The following is a 20,506-nucleotide window of genomic DNA, read 5'->3' as shown; positions in this document are numbered from 1 at the left end:
GGGTTAAGCACAGGAGCCGTATGAGCGACCCGGTACTGGTCGAGGTCGAGGGGCTGCGATTCGTGCGCGGAGAGAACGAAATATTCCGTGGCATCGATCTGCGCATCCCCCAGGGCAAGATCACGGCAATCATGGGCCCCAGCGGGACAGGCAAGACGACGCTGCTCAAGCTGATCGGTGGCCAGCTGACACCCGATGCGGGCCATGTGCGTATCGATGGCCAGGATGTGCATCGATTATCGCGGCGGGCGCTGTTTCGTCTGCGTCGCCGTATGGGCATGCTGTTTCAGAGTGGAGCGCTGTTCTCCGACCTGAGCGTGTTCGAGAACGTTGCCTTTCCCATTCGGGTGCATACCGACCTGTCGGAAGCCATGATTCGCGACATCGTCCTGATGAAGCTGCAATCGGTGGGGCTGCGAGGCGCACGCGACCTGATGCCCGCTGAGCTATCGGGCGGCATGGCACGTCGCGTGGCTCTGGCGCGGGCGGTGGCGCTCGATCCGGAACTGATTCTCTACGATGAGCCGTTCGTGGGGCAGGATCCCATCTCCATGGGGGTGCTGGTACAGCTCATCAAGCGGGTCAATCAGGCGCTGGGGCTGACCGCCATCGTGGTGTCGCACGATATCAAGGAGACCCTGACGATCGCCGACTACGTCTACATCATTGCCGACGGCCAGGTGATGGCCCACGGGACTCCCAAGACGCTCAATGTCGACGAGGATGCGCGGGTCAGGCAGTTCGTCCATGGCGAGCCGGATGGTCCGGTACCGTTTCACTATCCGGCGCCCGACTTCTACAGCGATATCCTGTCGACGGGGAGCAGACGCACATGATACGGCGTGTCGCCGCGTTGGGGCGCGGCACTCTGGAAGTCTTCTACGCACTGGGACGAGCCGCGATGTTCCTGGGTCAGTCGGCTGTCTCGGTTCCTTCCCGGGAGGGCATCCATCTCTGGCTGCGCCAGATGCATTTCGTGGGGGTCATGTCGCTGGCGATCGTGCTGGTGTCGGGACTGTTTATCGGGATGGTGCTGGCGCTGCAGGGATATACCATTCTGGTGGGTTTCGGTGCCGAGGATGCGCTGGGACAGATGGTGGCGCTATCGCTGTTGCGCGAACTGGCGCCCGTCGTCGCCGCGCTGCTGTTCGCCGGGCGTGCCGGCTCGGCACTGACGGCAGAGATCGGCCTGATGAAGGCCACCGAACAGCTGACCAGCATGGAGATGATCGGCGTCGATCCGCTGCGCCGCGTCATCGCGCCGCGCTTGTGGGCGGGCTTCGTCTCCCTGCCTCTGCTGACCGTGGGCTTTAGTGTCGTGGGGATCTGGGGCGGTTACCTGGTGGGCGTGCAGTGGCTGGGCGTCTTCGAGGGGTCCTACTGGAGCAATATGCAGGACAGCGTCGAATTCTTCGACGACGTTATGAACGGCATGATCAAGAGCCTGGTGTTCGGCCTGGTGGTGACCTGGATTGCGGTATTCCAGGGATACGATCTTATTCCCACTTCGGAGGGCATATCCCGTGCCACGACACGTACCGTGGTCTATGCCTCTCTGGCGGTGCTCGGACTGGATTTCGTGCTGACCGCGGTGATGTTTGGAGAACTTGGATGAAGCGCAGCAAGATGATGGAGTTCGGCGTCGGCGTTTTCGTGCTGGCGGGTATCCTCGGCATGGTGTTTCTCGGTCTGCGCGTCAGTGGGCTGGGGTTGGGACTGCCCGATGATACTTTCACCCTGCATGCCAACTTCTCGAACATCGGCGGCCTGAAGCCTCGCTCCCGCGTGACCATGGCCGGTGTGACCGTCGGGCGGGTGACTGCGGTGGATCTCGATCAGGAGTGGTTCGATGCGCGCGTCACCATGGAGCTCGACGCGGAGCTGGAAGACAAGCTTTCCCGCGACACGACGGCGGCGATTCTGACAGCGGGACTGCTGGGCGAGCAGTATGTCGGGCTGAGTGTCGGCGGCGATCCGGAAACGCTGGCGGATGGCGATACCATTCGCGACACGCAGAAAGCGCTCGTGCTGGAAGAACTCATCCAGCAATTCGTGTCCAACATGGTCAGGGATTGATCCGTCCTTACAAGGAGACTCTATGATGCGTTTTTCACCGATGATGGTATGGCGTCGTGCGGTACTGGCTCTGGTGGCCTGCCTGGTGGCGTTCTCTTCGCTGACGGTTCAGGCTCAGCAGTCTCCCGAGCAGCTGATCCGCGAAAACGTCGATGCCCTGATGGGCAAGCTGGAAGGGCGCAAGGACTACTTCGCCAGCCACGAGGATGAACTCAAGTCGCTGGTCAATGACAGCCTCGATGACGTGGCTGACTTTCGTTATATCGGCGCCAGTGTCATGGGACGCTATTTCCGCAACGCCACGCCCGAGCAGCGCTCGCGCTTCGTCAAGACGTTTCGCCAGACGCTGGTGGATACCTATGCCAAGGGGCTGGTAACGTTCGATTATGATTCGTTGCGGGTGCTCGACAAGGAACAGGGCAATCGCTACGAGGATCAGGCCAGCGTCACCATGGAGGTTGTGTCCACGAATGGCGAGGTCTATCCGGTCAGTTACACCCTGCGTCAGCAGGAGGATGGCGAGTGGCGCGTGATCAATGTCATCGTCAACGGCATCAACCTGGGACTGACGTTCCGCAACCAGTTCGATCAGGCGATGCGGGATCACAATCGTGATCTCGACGCGGTGATTTCCAACTGGGCGCCGGAAGTGGCCGTGGAGGAGCTGGAGCAGGGCGGAGAGCAATGAGCATTCTGCTCGATCGCGACGATGCGCGCCTTGAGGTCTGCGACGAGCACCGCCTGACGGTCAGCGGCGAGGCGGATTTCGAGAGCGCCGCCCACCTGGCGGCCGCGGGTCGGGAATGGCTGCAGAAACAGCCCTCGGAGACACCGGTCTCGCTCGATCTGCGGGGCGTGGTGCGTCCCAGCAGCGCTGTATTGAGCGTGTTGCTCGAGTGGATACGCACCGCCAAGGCACGCGATCTGGTCATCGAGTCGGTTCTGCTGTCGGCGCCTCTGGCACGCTTGACATCCATTGCCGAACTCGACTGCCTGTTGCCGGGTATCAGACGCCCGGCGGATTGCGAGCCTTCCTGAGCCGATCAGTCGTGCCGACCGTCAAGACGGGCATCGCCATGGATGCCCGTTTTCCTTTACTATGGGCATCCATTTTTCATGCCCCTCCATCGTGCGCCAAGTGCGCATCGTTTACAGGAGTCATCGCGACCCATGCAACCCAATGATGTCAAGACGCTGCTCGAGTCTCGTATCGATGATTGCCAGTTCCATATCCAGGGGGAAGGCTGCAATTTCCAGGTGATCGCCGTTGGGGACGTCTTCGCCGGCCTGACGCCCGTCAAGCGCCAGCAGCTTATCTATGGTGCGCTCTCCGAGGAGATTGCCAGCGGGGAGCTGCATGCCGTGAGCATCAAGACCTACACTCCCCAGCAGTGGGAGCAGGCTCCCGAAAACGCCGGAGCCTGAAGCGGACATCCATGGACAAGTTGATCATCACCGGCAACGGGCCGCTGGAAGGCGAGGTCTGGGCGAGCGGTGCCAAGAACTCCGCCCTGCCGATCCTGGCCGCCACTCTATTGGCGGACGGACCGGTCACCATCGGGAATCTGCCGCACCTGCAGGACATCACCACCACCCTGGAACTGCTCGGGCGGATGGGTGTCGAGCCCGTAATGGGCGAGAAAATGAGCATTCAGTTGGACGGCTCCCAGGTGCGGGATTGTCACGCGCCGTATGAGCTGGTCAAGAAGATGCGCGCCTCGATTCTGGTATTGGGGCCGCTACTGGCCCACTTCGGCTCGGCGGATGTCTCGCTACCCGGAGGGTGCGCCATCGGTTCCCGCCCCGTCGATCTGCATATCCGCGGGCTCGAGGCGATGGGCGCCGAGATCCGTGTCGAGAATGGCTATATCCGGGCGCGTGTCGATGGCCGTCTGAAAGGGGCGCATATCTTCTTCGATACCGTCACCGTCACCGGCACCGAAAACCTGCTGATGGCAGCGACTCTGGCGGAAGGCACCACGATTCTCGAGAACGCGGCGCGCGAGCCGGAAGTGGTCGACCTGGCCGAGTGTCTGATCGCCATGGGCGCCAATATCCGCGGTCATGGTAGCGATACCATCACGATCGAAGGCGTCGAACGACTGCATGGCTGTCATTACGATGTCATGCCCGATCGCATCGAGACCGGGACCTTCCTGGTAGCCGCCGCCGCGACGGGAGGACGGGTTCGGGTGCGCAAGACCCGTGCCGACATTCTCGAGGCGGTGCTGGCCAAGCTGGAAGAGGCTGGGGCGACCATTACCAGCGGGGACGGCTGGATCGAGCTGGACATGCGCGGTCGTCGCCCTCGGGCGGTCAATGTCCGTACGGCACCGTATCCGGCTTTTCCGACCGACATGCAGGCGCAGTTCGTGGCGCTGAATGCCGTCGCCGAGGGCACGGGTACGGTAGTGGAGACCATCTTCGAGAACCGCTTTATGCACGTGCAGGAGCTCAATCGCATGGGCGCGAAGATTGCACTCGAAGGCAATACCGCCGTCGTTACCGGCGTTTCGTGCCTGTCCGGCGCGCCGGTCATGGCGACCGATCTGCGAGCCTCGGCGAGTCTGGTCGTGGCGGCCATGATGGCCAAGGGCGAGACCCTGGTCGACCGCATCTACCACATCGACCGTGGATATGAGTGCATCGAAGAAAAGCTACAGTCGCTGGGGGCCAGGATCCGTCGCATTCCGGGCTAGGCGCATACGAGAGGCGGGTGTCGTCAGCGCAGCCGCCTGCTCTGGATGCGGATCATCCATGACCGGCCACAAGTCACCAAATATGCCGTTGAGCTGCGATCACGACCCATGAGTAAGCAACTGATTCTTGCCCTGTCCAAGGGCCGCATTCTGCAGGAAACCCTGCCGCTTCTGGCTTCTGCGGGCATCACGCCGGCCGACGATTTCGGCAAGAGCCGCAAGCTGCTGTTCGATACCAACCTGCCTGACGTCAAGCTGGTGGTGATCCGTGCCACCGACGTGCCCACTTATGTGCAGCTGGGGGCCGCCGATCTCGGTGTGGCGGGCAAGGACGTGCTGCTCGAACATGGTGCCGAAGGCCTCTATGAGCCCCTCGATCTGGAGATTTCCTGCTGCCGGCTGATGACGGCGGGTATCTGCGGTGCCCAGCCGGCACGGGCGCGCCGCCGCGTGGCGACGAAATTCGTCAATGTTGCGCGCCGTTACTATGCCGAGCAGGGTATCCAGGCGGAAGTCATCAAGCTCTACGGTGCCATGGAACTGGCTCCCCTGATGAATCTGGCCGATGAAATCGTCGATATCGTCGACACGGGCAATACCCTGCGCGCCAACGGTATGGAGCCGCGCGAGCTGATCGCCGACATCAGTACCCGGCTGGTGGTCAACAAGGCATCAATGACCATGAAGCACGAACGCCTCAAGCCGCTGATTGCGCGCCTGAGCGACGCCGTCCAGGCGCGCCGCTCGGCATACGATAAGCCATGACGACCCTATAGCGCAGGTGAATGCCATGACAGAACGCTTTCTCGATATTGCCCGTCTTTCCACGCTCGATGCAGATTTCGATGCCCGGCTTGATGCGTTGCTGGCCTGGGAAGGGGTTTCCGATGCCGACGTTCAGCAGCGTGTCCATGAGATTCTCGAGGCCGTCAGACACCGTGGTGACGAAGCACTGATCGAGTATTCCAACCGTTTCGATCGACTCGCCGTGTCGAGCATGGCCGAGCTGACATTGAGCGCCGAGCGTCTGCGTCAGGCCTATGAAGGGCTGGCGGAGAGCCAGCGCGAGGCGCTATCACAAGCTGCCGAGCGTATCCGCGACTATCATCAGCGCCAGAAGCCCGAGTCGTGGCAATACACCGAGGCGGATGGCAATGTGCTCGGGCAGAAGGTCACCCCGCTGGACAGGGCCGGCATTTATGTTCCAGGCGGCAAGGCGGCCTATCCGTCGTCGGTCCTGATGAATGCCATTCCGGCCCATGTAGCCGGTGTGAAGGACATCGTCATGGTGGTTCCGACACCGGACGGCGTGCTCAACGAGCTGGTCCTGGCAGCTGCCTATCTGGCCGGAGTGGAGCATGTCTTTACCGTGGGGGGGGCTCAGGCCGTGGCTGCGCTGGCCTACGGTACCCAGAGCGTGCCCCGGGTCGACAAGATCGTGGGACCCGGCAATATCTATGTGGCTACCGCCAAGCGGGCAGTCTTCGGGCAGGTGGGCATCGACATGATCGCCGGTCCTTCCGAGATTCTCGTGGTGTCCGATGGCGAGACCGATCCCGAGTGGCTGGCCATGGACCTGTTTTCCCAGGCCGAGCACGACGAGGATGCCCAGGCGATTTTCATCACCTGGGACGCCGATCATCGGGCAGCCGTCGAGGCCGCCATCGCGCGGCTGTTGCCGACGCTGGAGCGTGAGGCGATCATCCGCGCCTCGCTCGAGCGCCGTGGCGCGCTGGTTCTCTGTCGTGATCGTGACGAGGCGCTGGAAATCGTCAATCGCATCGCGCCGGAACATCTTGAGCTGTCCGTGGCGGATCCCGAGGCGATGGCCGAGAGGGTGCGACATGCCGGGGCGATCTTCATGGGACGCTATACGGCCGAAGCGCTGGGCGACTACTGCGCGGGCCCCAACCATGTGCTGCCAACCTCTGGCACGGCGCGCTTCTCATCGCCGCTGGGAGTCTATGATTTCCAGAAGCGTTCATCGCTGATCCACTGCTCGCCCGAAGGCGCGTCGCGCCTGGGCAAGACGGCTTCGGTACTGGCCCGGGGCGAGTCGCTGACAGCGCATGCGCGCTCGGCCGAGAATCGCATCATCGACGAGGCCTGAGCTTGGTCGCAAATCGTGCCGCCTGGTAATGACCGGCCCCCGCTATTCTGCGGGGTCCGGTCGTTCTGTCAGAGGTCGGCTAAAGAATAGATATTGCCGGTCGGCTCAGGGCGTGGAGAGCGCGGGGCGCTCACCGACCGCGACGGTAAACTCCTGCGTTTTTCCGTCGCGCATCACTTTCAGTGGCAATGAGGTGCCTGGCTTGATCTCGGCGATGTCGGCCATCGCGGCGCGCGCATCGACAATCGGTTGATTGTCGATTTCGAGCAGAACGTCGCCGGTCTGCAAGCCGGCCTGCGCCGCCGGGCCGTCATGCAGAACGCTGGTGACGACGACGCCCCGCAGGGCGTTGAGTCCGAACGAAGCGGCCAGGTCGGGCGTCATCTCCTGTGCCTGGATGCCCAGCCAGCCGCGAATGACGCGGCCCTGCGTCACGATGGCATCGAGTATCTCGCGGGCCAGGTTGGCAGGGATGGCGAAGCCGATGCCCTGGGAACCGCCCGAGCGCGAGAAGATGGCGGTGTTGATACCGACCAGCGCGCCTTCGCTGTTGATCAAGGCGCCTCCCGAATTGCCGGGGTTGATGGCGGCATCGGTCTGGATGAAATCCTCGTAGGCGTTCAAGCCGAGATGATTGCGGCCCAGTGCACTGATGATGCCCATGGTGACTGTCTGACCAAAGCCGAAGGGATTGCCGATGGCCAGCGCCACATCGCCTACGGCGGCCTGTTCCGAGTCGCTCAACGCGATAACCGGTGGGTTCGGAAGATCGATCTTGAGAACGGCCAGATCGCTCTCCGGGTCGCTTCCTACCAGCTTGGCGAGGGTTTCCCGGCCATCTCTCAAGGCGACCTGGATCTCGTCGGCGCCGCGAATGACGTGATGGTTGGTCAGGACATAGCCCTCGGGACTGACGATGACGCCGGAACCCAGGCTCGACAGCATGCGCTGTCGGCGCGGCACGTCATCGCCGAAGAACTGGTTGAAGAACGGGTCCGACATCAGCGGGTGTTGCTCGCGTTCGATCATGCGCGATGAATAGATGTTGACCACCGCGGGTGCTGCCTTCTCGACGGCCGACGAGTAGCTGGCCGGCCCCTGTTCCCGGGCCAGGGGGCGTGCCTCGACAATCTCCGGAGCCTGGCGCGGGGCGCTGGTGGGCCTGGCCGAGGCGGGAGGTGAGGAGGGCTCCATGGTCGGCTGGGAAGTACGGTTTCCCAGCAGGCCCGGAAACAGCTCGAGCAGCACGATGGCCAGTAGCACACCACAGATGACGGGCCAGATAAACGGCACCCAGGAACGACGCATGGAGGATTTTCCTTGTCGATGGCAGGCGGGTCGATGGCTGTCGACGCAGCCGCTACAATGGCGCCGAGTGTAACATCCTCTGTAACTTCACGCCTGGGGAAGCCAATGATCGCACGCCACGTCCTGCTGGACGCCATCGATACGCAGCTACAGCCGTCGCGTATCAAGGATTACACGCTCAACGGACTGCAGGTCGAGGGGCGTGAGCGCATCGGGCGTATCCTGACCGGTGTCACGGCCTGTCAGGCGCTGCTGGATGAGGCCGTGGCCTGGCAGGCCGATGCGGTGCTTGTCCATCATGGCTACTTCTGGAAAAACGAACCGGTCGAGGTGACCGGCATGAAGCGCCGCCGCCTGGCGACGCTGCTTGCCCATGATCTCAATCTGTTCGCCTACCATCTGCCTCTGGATGTGCATGCCGACCTGGGCAATAACGCCTGCCTGGGACAGGTGCTGGGTTTTGTTGCCGAGGGGTGCGCCGATGGTGAACTGGGTCAGGGGTTGGTGTGGTGGGGAACGCCGGATGCCGAGATGGACAGTGCCGGTCTGGGGCGGCGCATTCACGAGCGCTTGCAGCGGGAGCCGTTGATAATCGAAGGGCATGACCGGGTGATTCGCCGTGTGGCGTGGTGTACTGGCGGGGCGCAGGACATGCTGATGACTGCCTGGCAGGCGGGGGCCGACGCCTTCGTCTCGGGAGAGATATCCGAACGTACCACGCACATGGCACGGGAGCTGGGCGTGACCTACGTGGCGGCAGGCCATCATGCCACCGAGCGCTACGGTATCCGAGCGCTGGGCGAGTGGCTGGCGGAGCGCTTCGGAATCGAGCACCGTTTCGTCGATATCGATAACCCCGCCTGACGGCCAAGCGCGAAGAGGCCTGCTGGGCCTCTTCCTGCGGTTTCATGAGGGCGTCGCTAGGGGTGGTATGAAGGGATCAATAACGGGGCGGGATGTTCGGCTCGGTCTCGAGCTGGCGTCGTAGGCCATAATCTTCGGACAGCGTGCCCTGGCTACCGTCCGCATAGTCGCGCGGTACCTCGGGCGGCGGGGTCTCATTGTTGTCGCTGTCGGCCTGGCTCTGCTGATGCAAGCGGCGCTTGAGCTGCAAGTCGTCACAAAGGCGATCGGCTCCCAGGGTCAACTGCTGTTCCAGCTCCTGACTCTGACGCTGGATGTTGGCGACCAGATCCGCCGCCTTGGCAAAGTGGTCGTTCAACGCATCCTTGACCTGGCTGAGCTCAAGCTCGGTTTCGGCCAGGCGTTGGCGAACCTTTTGGTTGCGTGCCACGTTGGCATTCAGCAGGTGGTAGCCGAGTGCACCGATACCGATACCTGCCAGAAAGCAGGCAATGGCCAGGATCCAGTCGATGTTGCTCTCGTTCACTGCGCTCTCCTTGTGGTCATGGCCGAGCATGGAAGCATGGAACGCTCCTGCATGCGACCTGGCGTAGGGCCATTATATCGGTTCCGCTGCGTGTTGGGTCAAACATGGCGGCACAGAGGGAGATAAAGCAGTGCAATGCCATGACGATGCGCGATGCGTATAATATGCCTACTTGTGATTGCAGCCCGAGGATCATCCAGTTTCCATGAGTGCCACCATGCCACCCAGCACATCCAGAGCCCCGACGCCGTTGGAAAAATATCGGCAGGACCTGCAGCGGGAAGATTTCCAGTATGATCCGGCACAGGAGGAAGCCGTCAAGCATCTGCAGCGTCTTTATGACGATCTGCTGAGCTCGCCGAAACCGACGCCCAGCACCGCGCAGGGGAGCGGTCTCAAATCGAAAGTGGCAGGGCTGTTTGGCAAGAAGAAGGCGCCGGAGCCCTTCGAGGAGCCGCCCGCCGTCACGGGACTCTACTTTTGGGGTGGGGTGGGACGGGGCAAGACCTACCTGGTCGATACGTTCTACGAGTCCCTGCCTTTCTCCGACAAGATGCGTACTCACTTCCATCGCTTCATGCAGCGTGTGCACAACGAGCTGACGCATTACAAGGGGGAGAAGAACCCGTTGACGCTGATCGCGGCCAAGTTTGCCGCAGAGGCGAGGGTGATCTGCTTCGATGAATTCTTCGTCAAGGACATTACCGATGCGATGATCCTGGCCAACCTTCTCGAGGCATTGTTCGCGCAGGGCGTCGTCCTGGTGACAACCTCCAACATCGTGCCGGATGACCTCTACAAGGATGGCCTTCAGCGGGCGCGGTTCCTGCCGGCCATCGACCTGCTCAAGCGCCACTGCGAGGTGGTCAACGTCGACTCCGGCATCGATTACCGGTTGAGGGCGCTCGAGCATGCCCAGATATTTCACCATCCCCTCGACGATACCGCGGAGGTGCAGCTGGAGAAGAGCTTTTGTGCCATCGCGGGCAACCGGGGAGAGGAGGATGCCGAGATTTCCGTCAACCATCGGGTGCTGCGCGCGCGTCGGCTGTACGAGGATGTGGTGTGGTTCGAGTTCCGCGAGTTGTGTGACGGGCCGCGTAGTCAGAACGATTACATCGAGCTGGCCCGCGAGTTCCATACGGTCGTGCTGTCCAACGTGCCGCAAATGGGCGTGCAGAAGGAGGATCAGGCGCGGCGCTTTCTCAATCTCGTCGACGAATTCTACGACCGCGGCGTCAAGCTGCTGATGTCGGCCGAGGTGCCGGCGGAAGCGTTGTATACGCAGGGCAATCTGACATTCGAATTCCAGCGCACCCTGTCCCGCCTGCAGGAGATGCAGTCCAAGGAGTACCTGGCGCTGCCGCACAAGCCTTGAACTGCGGTATCGGAAAGGATTGAAGGGGGCGAATTACCTCTTAACGTTGCCGCAGGGGGTATGTATAATGCGCCCTCGCTCGACCGTTGCCTTGTCTTTTGATGAGGCAACCAAGAAAAATAGGGACTGGCCCGAGACCGCAAGGTACAGGGGCCCAATCGATTCTATTGGTGATTAACTCATGAAGACGTTCAGTGCTAAGCCGCAGTCCGTCCAGCGCGACTGGTATGTCGTCGACGCGACTGACAAGACGCTCGGTCGTCTGGCTACCGAGATCGCTCGCCGCCTGCGTGGCAAGCATAAGCCGGAATATACGCCGCATGTCGATACGGGCGACTACATCGTGGTTGTCAACGCCGAGAAAGTGCACGTGACCGGCAACAAGGCACAGGCCAAGAATTACTACCGTCACACCGGTTATCCGGGCGGACTGCGCTCAATGTCCTTCGAGAAGATGATCGATCACGCACCGCAGCGCGTCATCGAATCTGCCGTCAAGGGCATGCTGCCGAAGGGACCGCTGGGTCGCGCCATGTATTCCAAGCTCAAGGTTTATGCCGGTGCCGAACATCCGCACGCCGCGCAACAGCCGCAAGAATTGAACATCTGAGGGGTTTCTCACCATGGCACAACAGTATTACGGTACCGGACGCCGCAAGACGTCTACCGCTCGTGTGTTCCTGAAGCCGGGCACCGGCAAGATCTCAATCAACAGCCGCGAACTGAGCGAGTACTTCGGTCGCGTCACCGCGCAGATGGTCGTGCGTCAGCCGTTGGAACTGACGGAAACTACCGGTCAGTTCGATGTCTACGTGACCGTCAAGGGCGGTGGTGGTTCTGCTCAGGCCGGCGCCATCCGTCACGGTATCACCCGGGCGCTGATGGATTATAACGAAGACCTCCGCAAGCCGCTGCGCGCTGCCGGTTACGTCACGCGTGATGCTCGCGAAGTCGAGCGTAAGAAAGTGGGCTTGCGCAAGGCTCGTCGTCGTCCGCAGTTCTCCAAGCGTTAATACGTTCCAGAGATGCGGCAGCAGCGCCCAGACCCTACGGGGTCTGGGCGCTTTTTTTTGGGCGTTCAATGACTTGTGTCAAGCTTGAGATGGCAGGTTCGGGCCCCTTCGTCTTGTCTTGTAATACGCCTTTTTTTACCATAAACGGCACTTTGTATCCGGGCGTACGGCGGCTTGTGCATTCGGTAAGTTGACTGGAGAAACGTAAAAAAATGGCAAATAACGGCGTAAACAAAGGGCGACGCCGTTTCCTCGTTGGTGCCACTACCGTCGTCGGGGCGGTGGGTGCTGTCGGGGCAGCGGTCCCCTTTGTGGCTTCCTGGCAGCCAAGTGCCAAGGCTTTGGCCGCTGGCGCTCCGGTGAGAGCGGATATTTCCAAACTGGACGAGGGGCAGCAGGTCACCGTCGAGTGGCGTGGACGTCCCATCTGGGTGCTCAAGCGTAGCCCGGAGATGATCGAGCAGATCCAGAGTATCGATCCCGATCGGTTGCGTGATCCCGATTCCCAGGCGGCGCAGCAGCCAGCCTATATCAATGGCCCGCTACGCTCGATCAAGCCTGAGGTGGGTGTTCTGATCGGCATCTGTACGCATCTCGGCTGTGTGCCGACATACCGTCCCGAGCCCGGGGCCGCCGACCTGGGCGGCGACTGGCCAGGTGGCTATTTCTGCCCCTGCCACGGTTCTCTCTACGATTTGGCCGGCCGTGTATTCACTGGGGTTCCCGCTCCGCTGAATCTGGAAGTCCCGCCTTACAGATACGATAGCGAAAGCGTCATTGTTGTCGGTGAAGATGAGGAGGCGGCCTGATGGGTAATCCGAATCGCGCTAAGGCGGAAACGGGGTTCATGCGCTGGGTCGATGATCGATTTCCCGCGACCCAGATGTGGAAGGAACATCTGGCCGAGTACTACGCCCCCAAGAATTTCAACGTCTGGTATTTCTTTGGCTCACTGGCCATGCTGGTACTGGTCAACCAGCTTCTGACCGGGGTGTGGCTTACCATGAGCTTCAACCCCAGTGCCGAAGGGGCCTTCGCCTCTGTCGAGTACATCATGCGTGATGTGGAGTACGGGTGGCTGATCCGCTACATGCACTCGACAGGCGCGTCGGCGTTCTTCGTCGTGGTCTATCTGCACATGTTCCGGGCCATGCTTTACGGTTCCTACAAGGCGCCGCGTGAGCTGGTGTGGATCTTCGGCATGTGTATCTATCTGGCGCTGATGGCCGAGGCCTTCATGGGCTACCTGTTGCCTTGGGGGCAGATGTCCTACTGGGGTGCCCAGGTCATCATCTCGCTGTTCTCCGCGATTCCCGTCATCGGAGACGATATTTCCCAATGGGTGCGTGGCGACTTCCTGATTTCCGGAATTACCCTGAACCGCTTCTTCGCGCTGCATGTCGTGGCATTGCCGATCGTGATTCTCGGACTGGTGGTGCTCCATCTCATTGCGCTGCATGAAGTGGGATCCAACAATCCCGATGGTATCGACATCAAGACCATGAAGGATGAGGCGGGCAAGCCGCTCGATGGCATTCCGTTCCATCCCTATTACACGGTCAAGGATCTGGTGGGGGTTGCCGTCTTCCTGTTCGTGTTCTGCGTGGTGATCTTCTATTTCCCCGAGGGGGGCGGCTACTTCATCGAGCAGCCGAACTTCGAGCCATCCAATCCGCTGAAGACGCCTGAGCACATCGCGCCGGTATGGTACTTCACGCCCTTCTACGCCATGTTGCGCGCGGTAACCTTCGATTTCCTCGGCCTCGATTCCAAGTTCTGGGGCGTAGTGGTGATGGGCGCAGCCATCGCGATCCTGTTCGTGCTGCCGTGGCTGGATCGCTCTCCTGTCAACTCCATGCGCTACAAGGGCTGGATATCGAAGCTGATGCTGCTGCTGTTCGCGATCAGTTTCGTGGTGCTGGGAGTGTTAGGCACGTTGCCGGCGACCGGGACGCGAACGCTGATTGCACAGATCGCCACCCTGGTGTACTTCGCCTTTTTCGTACTGATGCCGTTCTACACCAGGTTCGAGAAAACCAAAATCGCTCCGAAAAGGGTGACTGGCTAATGAAAAAGCAATTGTTCGCTCTGCTGTTTGCGCTGGTGCCCTTTGCTGCGCTGGCGGCGGAAGGGGGGCATGCGCATCTGGAGAGCATGACACCCGACTTGCACGACCAGGCTTCGCTTCAGCGAGGAATGAAGACTTTCGTCAATTACTGCATGGGATGTCACTCACTGCAGTACCAGCGCTTTGCACGTGCCGCGGAAGACCTCGACATTCCGCAGGAACTGGTCACGGAAAATCTGATCTTCTCCGAGGATCTGGCTTTCAATGATCAGATGCGCAATGCCATGCACGGCGAGGATGCCGCCAACTGGTTCGGTGCACCGCCACCGGACCTGACACTGGAAGCGCGTCTTCGCGGCACGGATTGGATCTATACCTATCTGCAGAGCTTCTATCGCGATCCGGAGCGTCCCTGGGGCGTCAACAATGCCGTGTTCCCCGATGTGGGGATGCCCAACGTGCTGGAGCCGCTGCAAGGTGTGCAGGAAGTCGTCTGTGCGAGTACCGAAAAGGCGCTGCCTGGCGCTGAGCTGGATCCGCTTTCCGGACTTTACAAATCCTGTGATGTTCTGCAGGTGACACAGCCGGGACAGTTGGAGCCGGAAGAGTTCGAGCAGACCGTGTACGACCTGACCAACTTCCTGGCGTACGTCGGTGAGCCTTCCCGGCTCAAGGCCGAATCTCTGGGGCCGAAAGTATTGATCTTCCTGGTGATTTTCGGCGTGATCTCCTATTTGCTCAAGCGCGAATACTGGCGCGACATTCACTAAAGTCGTGATCCGGTGAAGCATGGGGCGTGCGGCCGACGGTCGCGCGCCCTTCTGCGTTGAATGATGTGCCAGCCAATAACCCTGTCTTACATGGATCACTCGTGCGACAGGGCGCAATACGCCAAGTGTGTCGTGTTATCATCATGGCTTGAACCAATGCGAGGAAAGTTTTCATGGGTGTAGTGGCCAAGCGGTCATCAATGACCTTCTACTCCGGCAGCGATGATCATTACAGCCATCGCGTGCGTATCGTGCTGGCAGAGAAAGGCGTCGCCGTGGATATCATGGAGGTATCGGAGTCAAATCGCCCGGAGGAACTTGCTGATCTCAATCCCTACAATAGTGTGCCGACGCTGTTGGATCGGGATCTGGTGCTCTATGAATCCAAGGTGATGATGGAGTACCTCGACGAGCGTTTCCCGCATCCGCCGCTGTTGCCGGTCTATCCGGTTGCTCGCGCCCAGAGTCGCTTGTGGATGCATCGTATCGAGCGGGAGTGGTCGCCGATGATCGAAACGATCCAGCAGGGGGCCAAGAAGGATGTCGACAAGGCGCGCAAGGAGCTGCGGGAGAGCCTGGCGGGCATTTCGCCCATCTTCGAGGACATGCCGTATTTCATGAGCGAGGAGTTCTCTCTTGTGGATTGCTGTATCGCACCGATTCTCTGGCGTTTGCCCGCGTTGGGTATCGAGCTGCCGGAGAAGCAGGTCAAGCCGTTGATGGGTTATATGGAGCGTCTCTTCAGCCGTGAATCCTTCAAGGCCTCGCTATTGGAAGCCGAGCGGGAAATGCGTTCCTGAGTCGAGATGAATCTGGGTTCCATCCCAGTGGACAAGGAGGACACGACATGCTTTCCAGTCGTCCCTATCTGGCACGGGCTCTGTATGAGTGGCTGCTGGATAATGAACATACCCCTTATATCGTGGTGGATGCAGAACGCGAAGGGGTCCAGGTGCCTCGGCGCTTTGTGCAGAATGGCCAGATCGTGCTCAATATCGCGCCCAGTGCGGTGCGCGACCTGACGATCGAGAACAGTGCCGTGATGTTCGGCGCCCGCTTCGGCGGTCAGCCGATGACGGTTGTGGTACCCATGGAGGCGCTGATTGCGCTTTATGCGCGAGAGAACGGCGTAGGAATGGTATTCGGTCACGAGCCGGTCATGCCGAGCTACGGGGCGGAAACCGACGCAGACGACAGCGAACGGCCCAATCTCGAAGGCGTCGAGGGCGGGGGACAGACCGAGGGTAGCGAGGCTCCCTCCGGCCAGTCTCAGAGCGAGACATCCGAAGGGGAGCGCACTTCGGACAAGAAGGGGCGCCCCTCTTTGCGCGTCGTCAAATGATCAATCGAGATACTCGAACACTTTGACGATACGTTGAATGCCGCCGACTTGTGAGGCGGCGTTCACTACCCGTTCGGCTTCCTGGTGGCTGACCATACCCATCAGGTAAACGGTGCTGTTCTCTGTCACGACCTTGATGCGCCCTGAGTCGATATTCTCGTCACTGGCCAGTTGGGTCTTGACCCGAGTCGTGATCCAGGTATCGGTCATGCGCTGTCCGACCGGGGCATTGGCGGAGACGGCCAGTTCATTGTAGACCTGCCGTACCATGCGCACTTGCTCGGCAATCTCGCCGGCGCGCGTCTTCAGCTCCTCACTGGCCACTTGGCCGGTCAGCAGGACCCGTCCATTGTAACTGTCGACATTGATGCGTGCGTCGCGAAAACGCGCGTCGGTCTGCACAAGGTTGTTGTAGACCTTGCTTTCGATGCTTTCGTCCTCGACCTGCATGCCCAGAGTGCGTGTACCGTAATCCTCGTTCACGGACTGGTTGGCGCAACCGCCCAGGACGAGGAGCATGCCCAGGGTGGCCGAGACAAGTAATTCTTTCTTCATGGTCATCACTCGATGCTGCCGAAAAGCTGTTGGTCGATCAGGTCGCACAGGCAGTGAATCACCAGCAGGTGCACTTCCTGGATGCGGGCGGTGGAGGTGGCGGGAACCCGGATTTCACAATCTTCCTGGCCGAGCAGCGAGGCCATGTTGCCTCCGTCTCTGCCGGTGAGTGCCACCACGCTCATGTCTCGATCATGTGCCGCCTGGATGGCCTGGACGACATTGGCGGAGTTGCCGCTGGTCGAGATCGCCAGCAGGATATCGCCCGGCTGGCCCAGTGCGCGTATCTGCTTGGAAAAGACTTCGTTATAGCTGTAGTCATTGGCAATGGACGTCAGCGTCGAAGTGTCGGTGGTCAACGCCATGGCGGGGAGGCTGGGACGCTCGCGCTCGAAGCGATTGAGCAGTTCCGAGGAGAAGTGCTGGCTGTCACCGGCACTCCCGCCATTGCCGCAAGCGAGAATTTTGCCTTCATTGACCAGGCACTGCACCATCATCTGGCTGGCGACCTCGATGAAGGGCGGTAGCACTTCGCTGGCATAGGTCTTGGTATCAATGCTGGCATTGAAGTGATCAAGAATGCGTGATTGAAAGTCCATGGCGAGCCTTGTTCAGGTGGCGGTCAAAAGGCGTCAAAGGCGGCACGTATCCAGTCGAACGCGAGATTGGGTGGCGTGCCGGTGACGCCGACGACATCGAAGCGGCAGGGGCATGATAGCCCGTTGCGCTGAAGATAAAAACGTGCCGCCAACACGATCCGCCGCTGTTTGGCGGCGGTGACGGTTTCCAGCGGATGGCCATAACGCGTGCTGGCGCGATGGCGGACCTCGATGAAGACGAGTTGCTGGCCGTCGCGCATGACGAGATCCAGCTCCCCGTGCCGGGCATGCTGGTTGCGGTTGACCAGCTCCAGGCCATGTTGCCGTTGCAGCCAGTCGGCCGTGGCGCGTTCCACGGCTTCACCGCAGGCACGCGGGTTAGCGTGGCGTGGCATCGTCGAGTTCCAGCCTCTGAGACTCGATGAGGACCGGTTGTGGCATCCCGTTCTGGAACTGGGCCCAGGGCAGGGTGCGCTGAATGCGGCCGTCATCACGCGCCTCGAGGTCGCCGGTGGCGCCGAACACATCCATGTTGGGCAGTGTTTTGAACAGTGGCAAATGGCGGGCCAGCTCATAGGCGTCGACACCCATGGCGTTGAGCTTGAGCTCCCCGGGCTCGGTGCCTTGCTGCAGTTCACGGTACGTTGCGGCGAAAGGAAGGGCATCCTCGCCGCCCACCGCGGCGTCGGGAATCAGCCAGGGAATCTCGACGAAGAGGACGCCATCGAGGTCGTGATCCACGCGAGGTTGAGGGCGGCCTTCGTAAAGATGTGACGTGGCGTAGATCGGCAGGTTGCCGGCATAGAAGAAGTCGAGCGTGGGCGGTACCTGTCGGGCATAGCTGGGCAGGGCGAGCAGGAACAGCATGTCGATGTCATTGCGGCTGGCGCGGTCGCCTCGCACGCCCAGCAGCGGGCGCACTGCACTGGCGACCGATGCCTTGGGATCGTAGCTGATGGTCGAGGCGACACGTCCGCCCTGGCCTTCCCAGGCCTGGCGGAAGGCGTCCTGTACACGTGATCCCCAGTCATTGTCGGGAACCAGAACGGCGGCGTTGTGATGGCCGTCCATACGTGCCCGGGCGGCAATCTGGCGTGCCTCGTCCTCGGCGGAAAGGCCGTATTGATAAAGCTGACCGGCCTGATTGTTCGGGTTCTCTCCATAGTTGAGTGCCAGCGTCGGTAGCGGAACTTCCGGTCGCGTTTCCAGCTCGGTGACCTGCGTCTTGTCCAGCGGGCCGATGACGACTTGGGCGCTATCGAGCATGGCTTGAGCGTAAAGTGAGTCCAGGTCGGCCTGGCTGGTATCGTAATAGGTGACCTGCGGCGTCTGCTCGCCCTGGTTCAGGGCGTTCATGTGGCGTGCCTGGATACCGTTGCGAATGGCGCTTGCCACATTGGCCAGCGGACCCGATTCGGGCAGGAACACGGCGACGCGCGTGATCTCCTTTCCGCGCAGATCGCGCAGGGCCGCCAGGTCGGCTGGCAGGCGGCGTGCTGCCGGATGGTTGGGGTAACGGCCGCGCCATTCGTCGATGGCGTGGAACAGGCGACTGAGATCCCCCCCGTTGCGGCGGTGAATCAGGGCCAGTTCAATCCAGCCCTGCGCCAGCGGGTCGTCGCCCAGCTCGAGGGAGGCAAGCTGTTCGCTGTTGAAGCGCGACAGCACTTTCCAGATGTCATCGCTGAGATCGAAGGGTGCAGCATTGCGCTGCAGGTCGATCAGCGTCTTCAGAGACGCTTGCGGTTCACCCACCATGTTCAAGGCCAGCCCGCGACGATAACGCAGGGTCTGGGCATCGCGGGGGGGGGTGTCGAGACCACTTTCGAGAATCTGCGTGGCCTGGATGACGCTCCAGCCATCCTCCTGGCGAAGGCCGACATCGGACAGCAGCAGCGCCCACTTCACCCGGTCGGCGTCCTCCAGCAGTTGAGCATCGATGCGAGTGGCGACCTCGAGAGCCTGCGCGTCGTCACCCTGGCGTGCTAGGATATCCGCCGCCTGGAGACGGCTCTGGACCGCCTGTTGGCCGCTCTGATTCTCTGCCTGAGCAAGCAGTTCGTCAGCGCCGGGGCCGGTGAAGCGTTCGGTAAATCCGCTCTGGCTGACGCAGCCGCCCAGAAGCAGGGCAACCATGAATAGCCCGGTCAGGCGTTGCAGCGATTTCTGCATATTTGTCATTTCCTTTGTTCGACGAGTCCTGGTTCGCTGAGCCTGATTCACGGGCAGCCGAGCCGCTCCTTTCATTGGCCGGTAGGGGCTCTGCCGTCAGGTCAAACCTGTTGAAGCCGCTGGTATCGGCGGTTTCGAGAAACCGATTATCCGGATGTTACCGATGACCAAGTTGTCAGAAGGCGTATTGTACGTGGTCGCCACGCCGATTGGGAATCTTGAGGATCTCAGCCCGCGTGCCGCTAGGATATTGAATGAGGTCGCGCTCATCGCGGCCGAGGATACCCGTCATACCTCACGACTGTTGCGCCACCTCGGCATCGATTGTCCTCTGCTGTCGTTGCATGAACATAACGAAGTCTCGCGTGTCGAGCGTCTGAAACAATATCTGGAAAGCGGGCAGTCGGTGGCGCTGGTCAGCGATGCCGGAACCCCGTTGATTTCCGATCCCGGCTTCGTCGTCGTGCGGGCACTGCGTGAAGCGGGTCAGCGCATCGTGCCGGTTCCCGGCCCCTGCGCGCTGGTGGCCGCCTTGTCTGCGGCGGGACTGCCGACCGATCGGTTCACTTTCGAGGGGTTCTTGCCCCCCAAGCGTGGCACGCGTCGCCATGCGCTGGAAGCCCGGATCGAGCGGGAGGAGACGCTGGTCTTCTATGAATCCCCGCATCGTATCCAGGAAACCCTGGGCGACATCGCCGAAGTGTTCGGTGAACGCAAGGTGGTGTTGGGACGTGAACTGACCAAGACCTTCGAAACCTTCCTGGAAGGCGATGCCACGACCCTGCTGGCGCGCATGGAGAGCGATCCCGACCAGGCGCGGGGCGAGTTCGTGGTCATGGTGGCCGGTGCACCGCCTCGCCAGCAGGAGGAAACCCAGGCCGTGCAGGCCGATGCACTGCTGATCGCGCTGCTGGCCGAAGGCGTCGGCGTCAAGCCGGCCGCCGCCGTGGCTGCCCGCGTACTCGGAGGACGCAAGAATGCCTGGTATCAGCGTGCCCTGTCGCTCAAGAGTGACGCTTGAGAGGG

The 20,506-nt window shown here is 61.1% G+C and carries 25 protein-coding genes; 19 read left to right on the top strand and 6 right to left on the bottom strand.

Going from position 1 to position 20,506, the window contains the following annotated elements; all coding sequences use genetic code 11:
* Nucleotides 1–20 precede the first annotated feature (20 nt).
* From ACYQ12_RS12225 to hisD, 9 genes are all read left to right on the top strand, one after another.
* The gene (locus ACYQ12_RS12225) at nucleotides 21–836 is read left to right on the top strand and encodes an ABC transporter ATP-binding protein (protein ID WP_459872056.1); all 816 of its coding nucleotides are present in this window, start codon (nucleotides 21–23) and stop codon (nucleotides 834–836) included.
* A complete protein-coding gene (gene mlaE, locus ACYQ12_RS12220; RefSeq protein ID WP_459872053.1) occupies nucleotides 833–1,615 on the top strand; it encodes a lipid asymmetry maintenance ABC transporter permease subunit MlaE in 783 nt (260 codons plus the stop codon). The genes ACYQ12_RS12225 and mlaE overlap by 4 nt, the downstream gene beginning before the upstream one ends.
* Nucleotides 1,612–2,076 (top strand): outer membrane lipid asymmetry maintenance protein MlaD, encoded by a 465-nt coding sequence (gene mlaD / locus ACYQ12_RS12215; protein ID WP_459872051.1) that lies wholly within the window; start codon nucleotides 1,612–1,614, stop codon nucleotides 2,074–2,076. Before mlaE ends, mlaD begins: the two co-directional genes overlap by 4 nt.
* Nucleotides 2,077–2,098: 22 nt before the next feature.
* Nucleotides 2,099–2,764, top strand: coding sequence for an MlaC/ttg2D family ABC transporter substrate-binding protein (locus tag ACYQ12_RS12210; protein WP_459872049.1), 666 nt, complete (start codon nucleotides 2,099–2,101; stop codon nucleotides 2,762–2,764).
* Nucleotides 2,761–3,114: an STAS domain-containing protein gene (locus tag ACYQ12_RS12205; RefSeq protein ID WP_459872046.1), complete on the top strand. Its 354-nt coding sequence runs from the start codon at nucleotides 2,761–2,763 to the stop codon at nucleotides 3,112–3,114. The genes ACYQ12_RS12210 and ACYQ12_RS12205 overlap by 4 nt, the downstream gene beginning before the upstream one ends.
* Before the next feature lie 132 nt (nucleotides 3,115–3,246).
* Nucleotides 3,247–3,501 carry a BolA family protein gene (locus ACYQ12_RS12200; protein WP_459872043.1) on the top strand — a complete coding sequence of 85 codons (255 nt, stop codon included), beginning with the start codon at nucleotides 3,247–3,249 and terminating at the stop codon, nucleotides 3,499–3,501.
* 11 nt (nucleotides 3,502–3,512) lie between these two features.
* Nucleotides 3,513–4,775 carry a UDP-N-acetylglucosamine 1-carboxyvinyltransferase gene (gene murA, locus ACYQ12_RS12195; protein ID WP_459872041.1) on the top strand — a complete coding sequence of 421 codons (1,263 nt, stop codon included), beginning with the start codon at nucleotides 3,513–3,515 and terminating at the stop codon, nucleotides 4,773–4,775.
* Between the two features lie 108 nt (nucleotides 4,776–4,883).
* Nucleotides 4,884–5,540: an ATP phosphoribosyltransferase gene (gene hisG, locus ACYQ12_RS12190; RefSeq protein ID WP_459872038.1), complete on the top strand. Its 657-nt coding sequence runs from the start codon at nucleotides 4,884–4,886 to the stop codon at nucleotides 5,538–5,540.
* Nucleotides 5,541–5,565: 25 nt separating this feature from the next.
* Nucleotides 5,566–6,885 carry a histidinol dehydrogenase gene (gene hisD, locus ACYQ12_RS12185; RefSeq protein WP_459872035.1) on the top strand — a complete coding sequence of 440 codons (1,320 nt, stop codon included), beginning with the start codon at nucleotides 5,566–5,568 and terminating at the stop codon, nucleotides 6,883–6,885.
* Nucleotides 6,886–6,990: 105 nt separating this feature from the next.
* On the opposite strand, the gene ACYQ12_RS12180 is transcribed toward hisD, so the two are convergent.
* Nucleotides 6,991–8,193, bottom strand: a complete 1,203-nt coding sequence (locus ACYQ12_RS12180) for a Do family serine endopeptidase (RefSeq protein ID WP_459872032.1) — start codon at nucleotides 8,191–8,193, stop codon at nucleotides 6,991–6,993.
* A 105-nt stretch (nucleotides 8,194–8,298) separates the two neighbouring features.
* Between ACYQ12_RS12180 and ACYQ12_RS12175 the strand changes: the two genes are divergently transcribed.
* On the top strand, nucleotides 8,299–9,057 hold the full coding sequence (locus ACYQ12_RS12175) for a Nif3-like dinuclear metal center hexameric protein (protein WP_459872029.1): 759 nt from the start codon (nucleotides 8,299–8,301) through the stop codon (nucleotides 9,055–9,057).
* 76 nt (nucleotides 9,058–9,133) lie between these two features.
* Here the strand turns inward: ACYQ12_RS12175 and ACYQ12_RS12170 are convergent, their stop codons facing one another.
* Complete coding sequence (locus ACYQ12_RS12170) at nucleotides 9,134–9,583, bottom strand: Z-ring associated ZapG family protein (protein WP_459872025.1); 450 nt, start codon at nucleotides 9,581–9,583, stop codon at nucleotides 9,134–9,136.
* Between the two features lie 205 nt (nucleotides 9,584–9,788).
* Between ACYQ12_RS12170 and zapE the strand changes: the two genes are divergently transcribed.
* The 8 genes from zapE (at nucleotide 9,789) to ACYQ12_RS12130 (ending at nucleotide 16,154) form a co-directional block, all read left to right on the top strand.
* The gene (zapE, locus tag ACYQ12_RS12165; RefSeq protein ID WP_459872022.1) at nucleotides 9,789–10,961 is read left to right on the top strand and encodes a cell division protein ZapE; all 1,173 of its coding nucleotides are present in this window, start codon (nucleotides 9,789–9,791) and stop codon (nucleotides 10,959–10,961) included.
* Between the two features lie 181 nt (nucleotides 10,962–11,142).
* On the top strand, nucleotides 11,143–11,571 hold the full coding sequence (gene rplM, locus ACYQ12_RS12160) for a 50S ribosomal protein L13 (RefSeq protein ID WP_459872019.1): 429 nt from the start codon (nucleotides 11,143–11,145) through the stop codon (nucleotides 11,569–11,571).
* Between the two features lie 13 nt (nucleotides 11,572–11,584).
* Entirely contained in the window at nucleotides 11,585–11,974 is a 390-nt protein-coding gene (rpsI, locus tag ACYQ12_RS12155; RefSeq protein ID WP_459872016.1) for a 30S ribosomal protein S9, read from the top strand.
* A 212-nt stretch (nucleotides 11,975–12,186) separates the two neighbouring features.
* Complete coding sequence (gene petA / locus ACYQ12_RS12150; protein WP_459872013.1) at nucleotides 12,187–12,783, top strand: ubiquinol-cytochrome c reductase iron-sulfur subunit; 597 nt, start codon at nucleotides 12,187–12,189, stop codon at nucleotides 12,781–12,783.
* Complete coding sequence (locus ACYQ12_RS12145; RefSeq protein ID WP_459872011.1) at nucleotides 12,783–14,042, top strand: cytochrome b; 1,260 nt, start codon at nucleotides 12,783–12,785, stop codon at nucleotides 14,040–14,042. Before petA ends, ACYQ12_RS12145 begins: the two co-directional genes overlap by 1 nt.
* Nucleotides 14,042–14,812 carry a cytochrome c1 gene (locus tag ACYQ12_RS12140; protein ID WP_459872008.1) on the top strand — a complete coding sequence of 257 codons (771 nt, stop codon included), beginning with the start codon at nucleotides 14,042–14,044 and terminating at the stop codon, nucleotides 14,810–14,812. The genes ACYQ12_RS12145 and ACYQ12_RS12140 overlap by 1 nt, the downstream gene beginning before the upstream one ends.
* Nucleotides 14,813–14,985: 173 nt before the next feature.
* The gene (gene sspA, locus ACYQ12_RS12135; RefSeq protein ID WP_459872005.1) at nucleotides 14,986–15,612 is read left to right on the top strand and encodes a stringent starvation protein SspA; all 627 of its coding nucleotides are present in this window, start codon (nucleotides 14,986–14,988) and stop codon (nucleotides 15,610–15,612) included.
* A gap of 47 nt (nucleotides 15,613–15,659) precedes the next feature.
* A complete protein-coding gene (locus ACYQ12_RS12130) occupies nucleotides 15,660–16,154 on the top strand; it encodes a ClpXP protease specificity-enhancing factor (RefSeq protein ID WP_459872002.1) in 495 nt (164 codons plus the stop codon).
* On the opposite strand, the gene ACYQ12_RS12125 is transcribed toward ACYQ12_RS12130, so the two are convergent.
* From ACYQ12_RS12125 to ACYQ12_RS12110, 4 genes are read right to left on the bottom strand one after another with little or no spacing between them, the layout of a single operon-like run.
* Entirely contained in the window at nucleotides 16,155–16,709 is a 555-nt protein-coding gene (locus tag ACYQ12_RS12125; protein WP_459871999.1) for a BON domain-containing protein, read from the bottom strand.
* 5 nt (nucleotides 16,710–16,714) lie between these two features.
* The gene (locus tag ACYQ12_RS12120) at nucleotides 16,715–17,308 is read right to left on the bottom strand and encodes a phosphoheptose isomerase (RefSeq protein WP_459871997.1); all 594 of its coding nucleotides are present in this window, start codon (nucleotides 17,306–17,308) and stop codon (nucleotides 16,715–16,717) included.
* A gap of 23 nt (nucleotides 17,309–17,331) precedes the next feature.
* On the bottom strand, nucleotides 17,332–17,703 hold the full coding sequence (locus tag ACYQ12_RS12115; RefSeq protein WP_459871994.1) for a YraN family protein: 372 nt from the start codon (nucleotides 17,701–17,703) through the stop codon (nucleotides 17,332–17,334).
* Nucleotides 17,687–19,480 carry a penicillin-binding protein activator gene (locus ACYQ12_RS12110; RefSeq protein WP_459871991.1) on the bottom strand — a complete coding sequence of 598 codons (1,794 nt, stop codon included), beginning with the start codon at nucleotides 19,478–19,480 and terminating at the stop codon, nucleotides 17,687–17,689. The genes ACYQ12_RS12115 and ACYQ12_RS12110 overlap by 17 nt, the downstream gene beginning before the upstream one ends.
* Nucleotides 19,481–19,643: 163 nt before the next feature.
* On the opposite strand from ACYQ12_RS12110, the gene rsmI reads away from it, so the two are divergent.
* On the top strand, nucleotides 19,644–20,501 hold the full coding sequence (rsmI, locus tag ACYQ12_RS12105; protein WP_459871989.1) for a 16S rRNA (cytidine(1402)-2'-O)-methyltransferase: 858 nt from the start codon (nucleotides 19,644–19,646) through the stop codon (nucleotides 20,499–20,501).
* Nucleotides 20,502–20,506: the final 5 nt, after the last annotated feature.

This window comes from Halomonas shantousis (genome assembly GCF_054654615.1).
The sequence above is the reverse complement of the archived record's forward strand: the minus strand, read 5'-3'. Positions and strand labels throughout refer to the sequence as shown.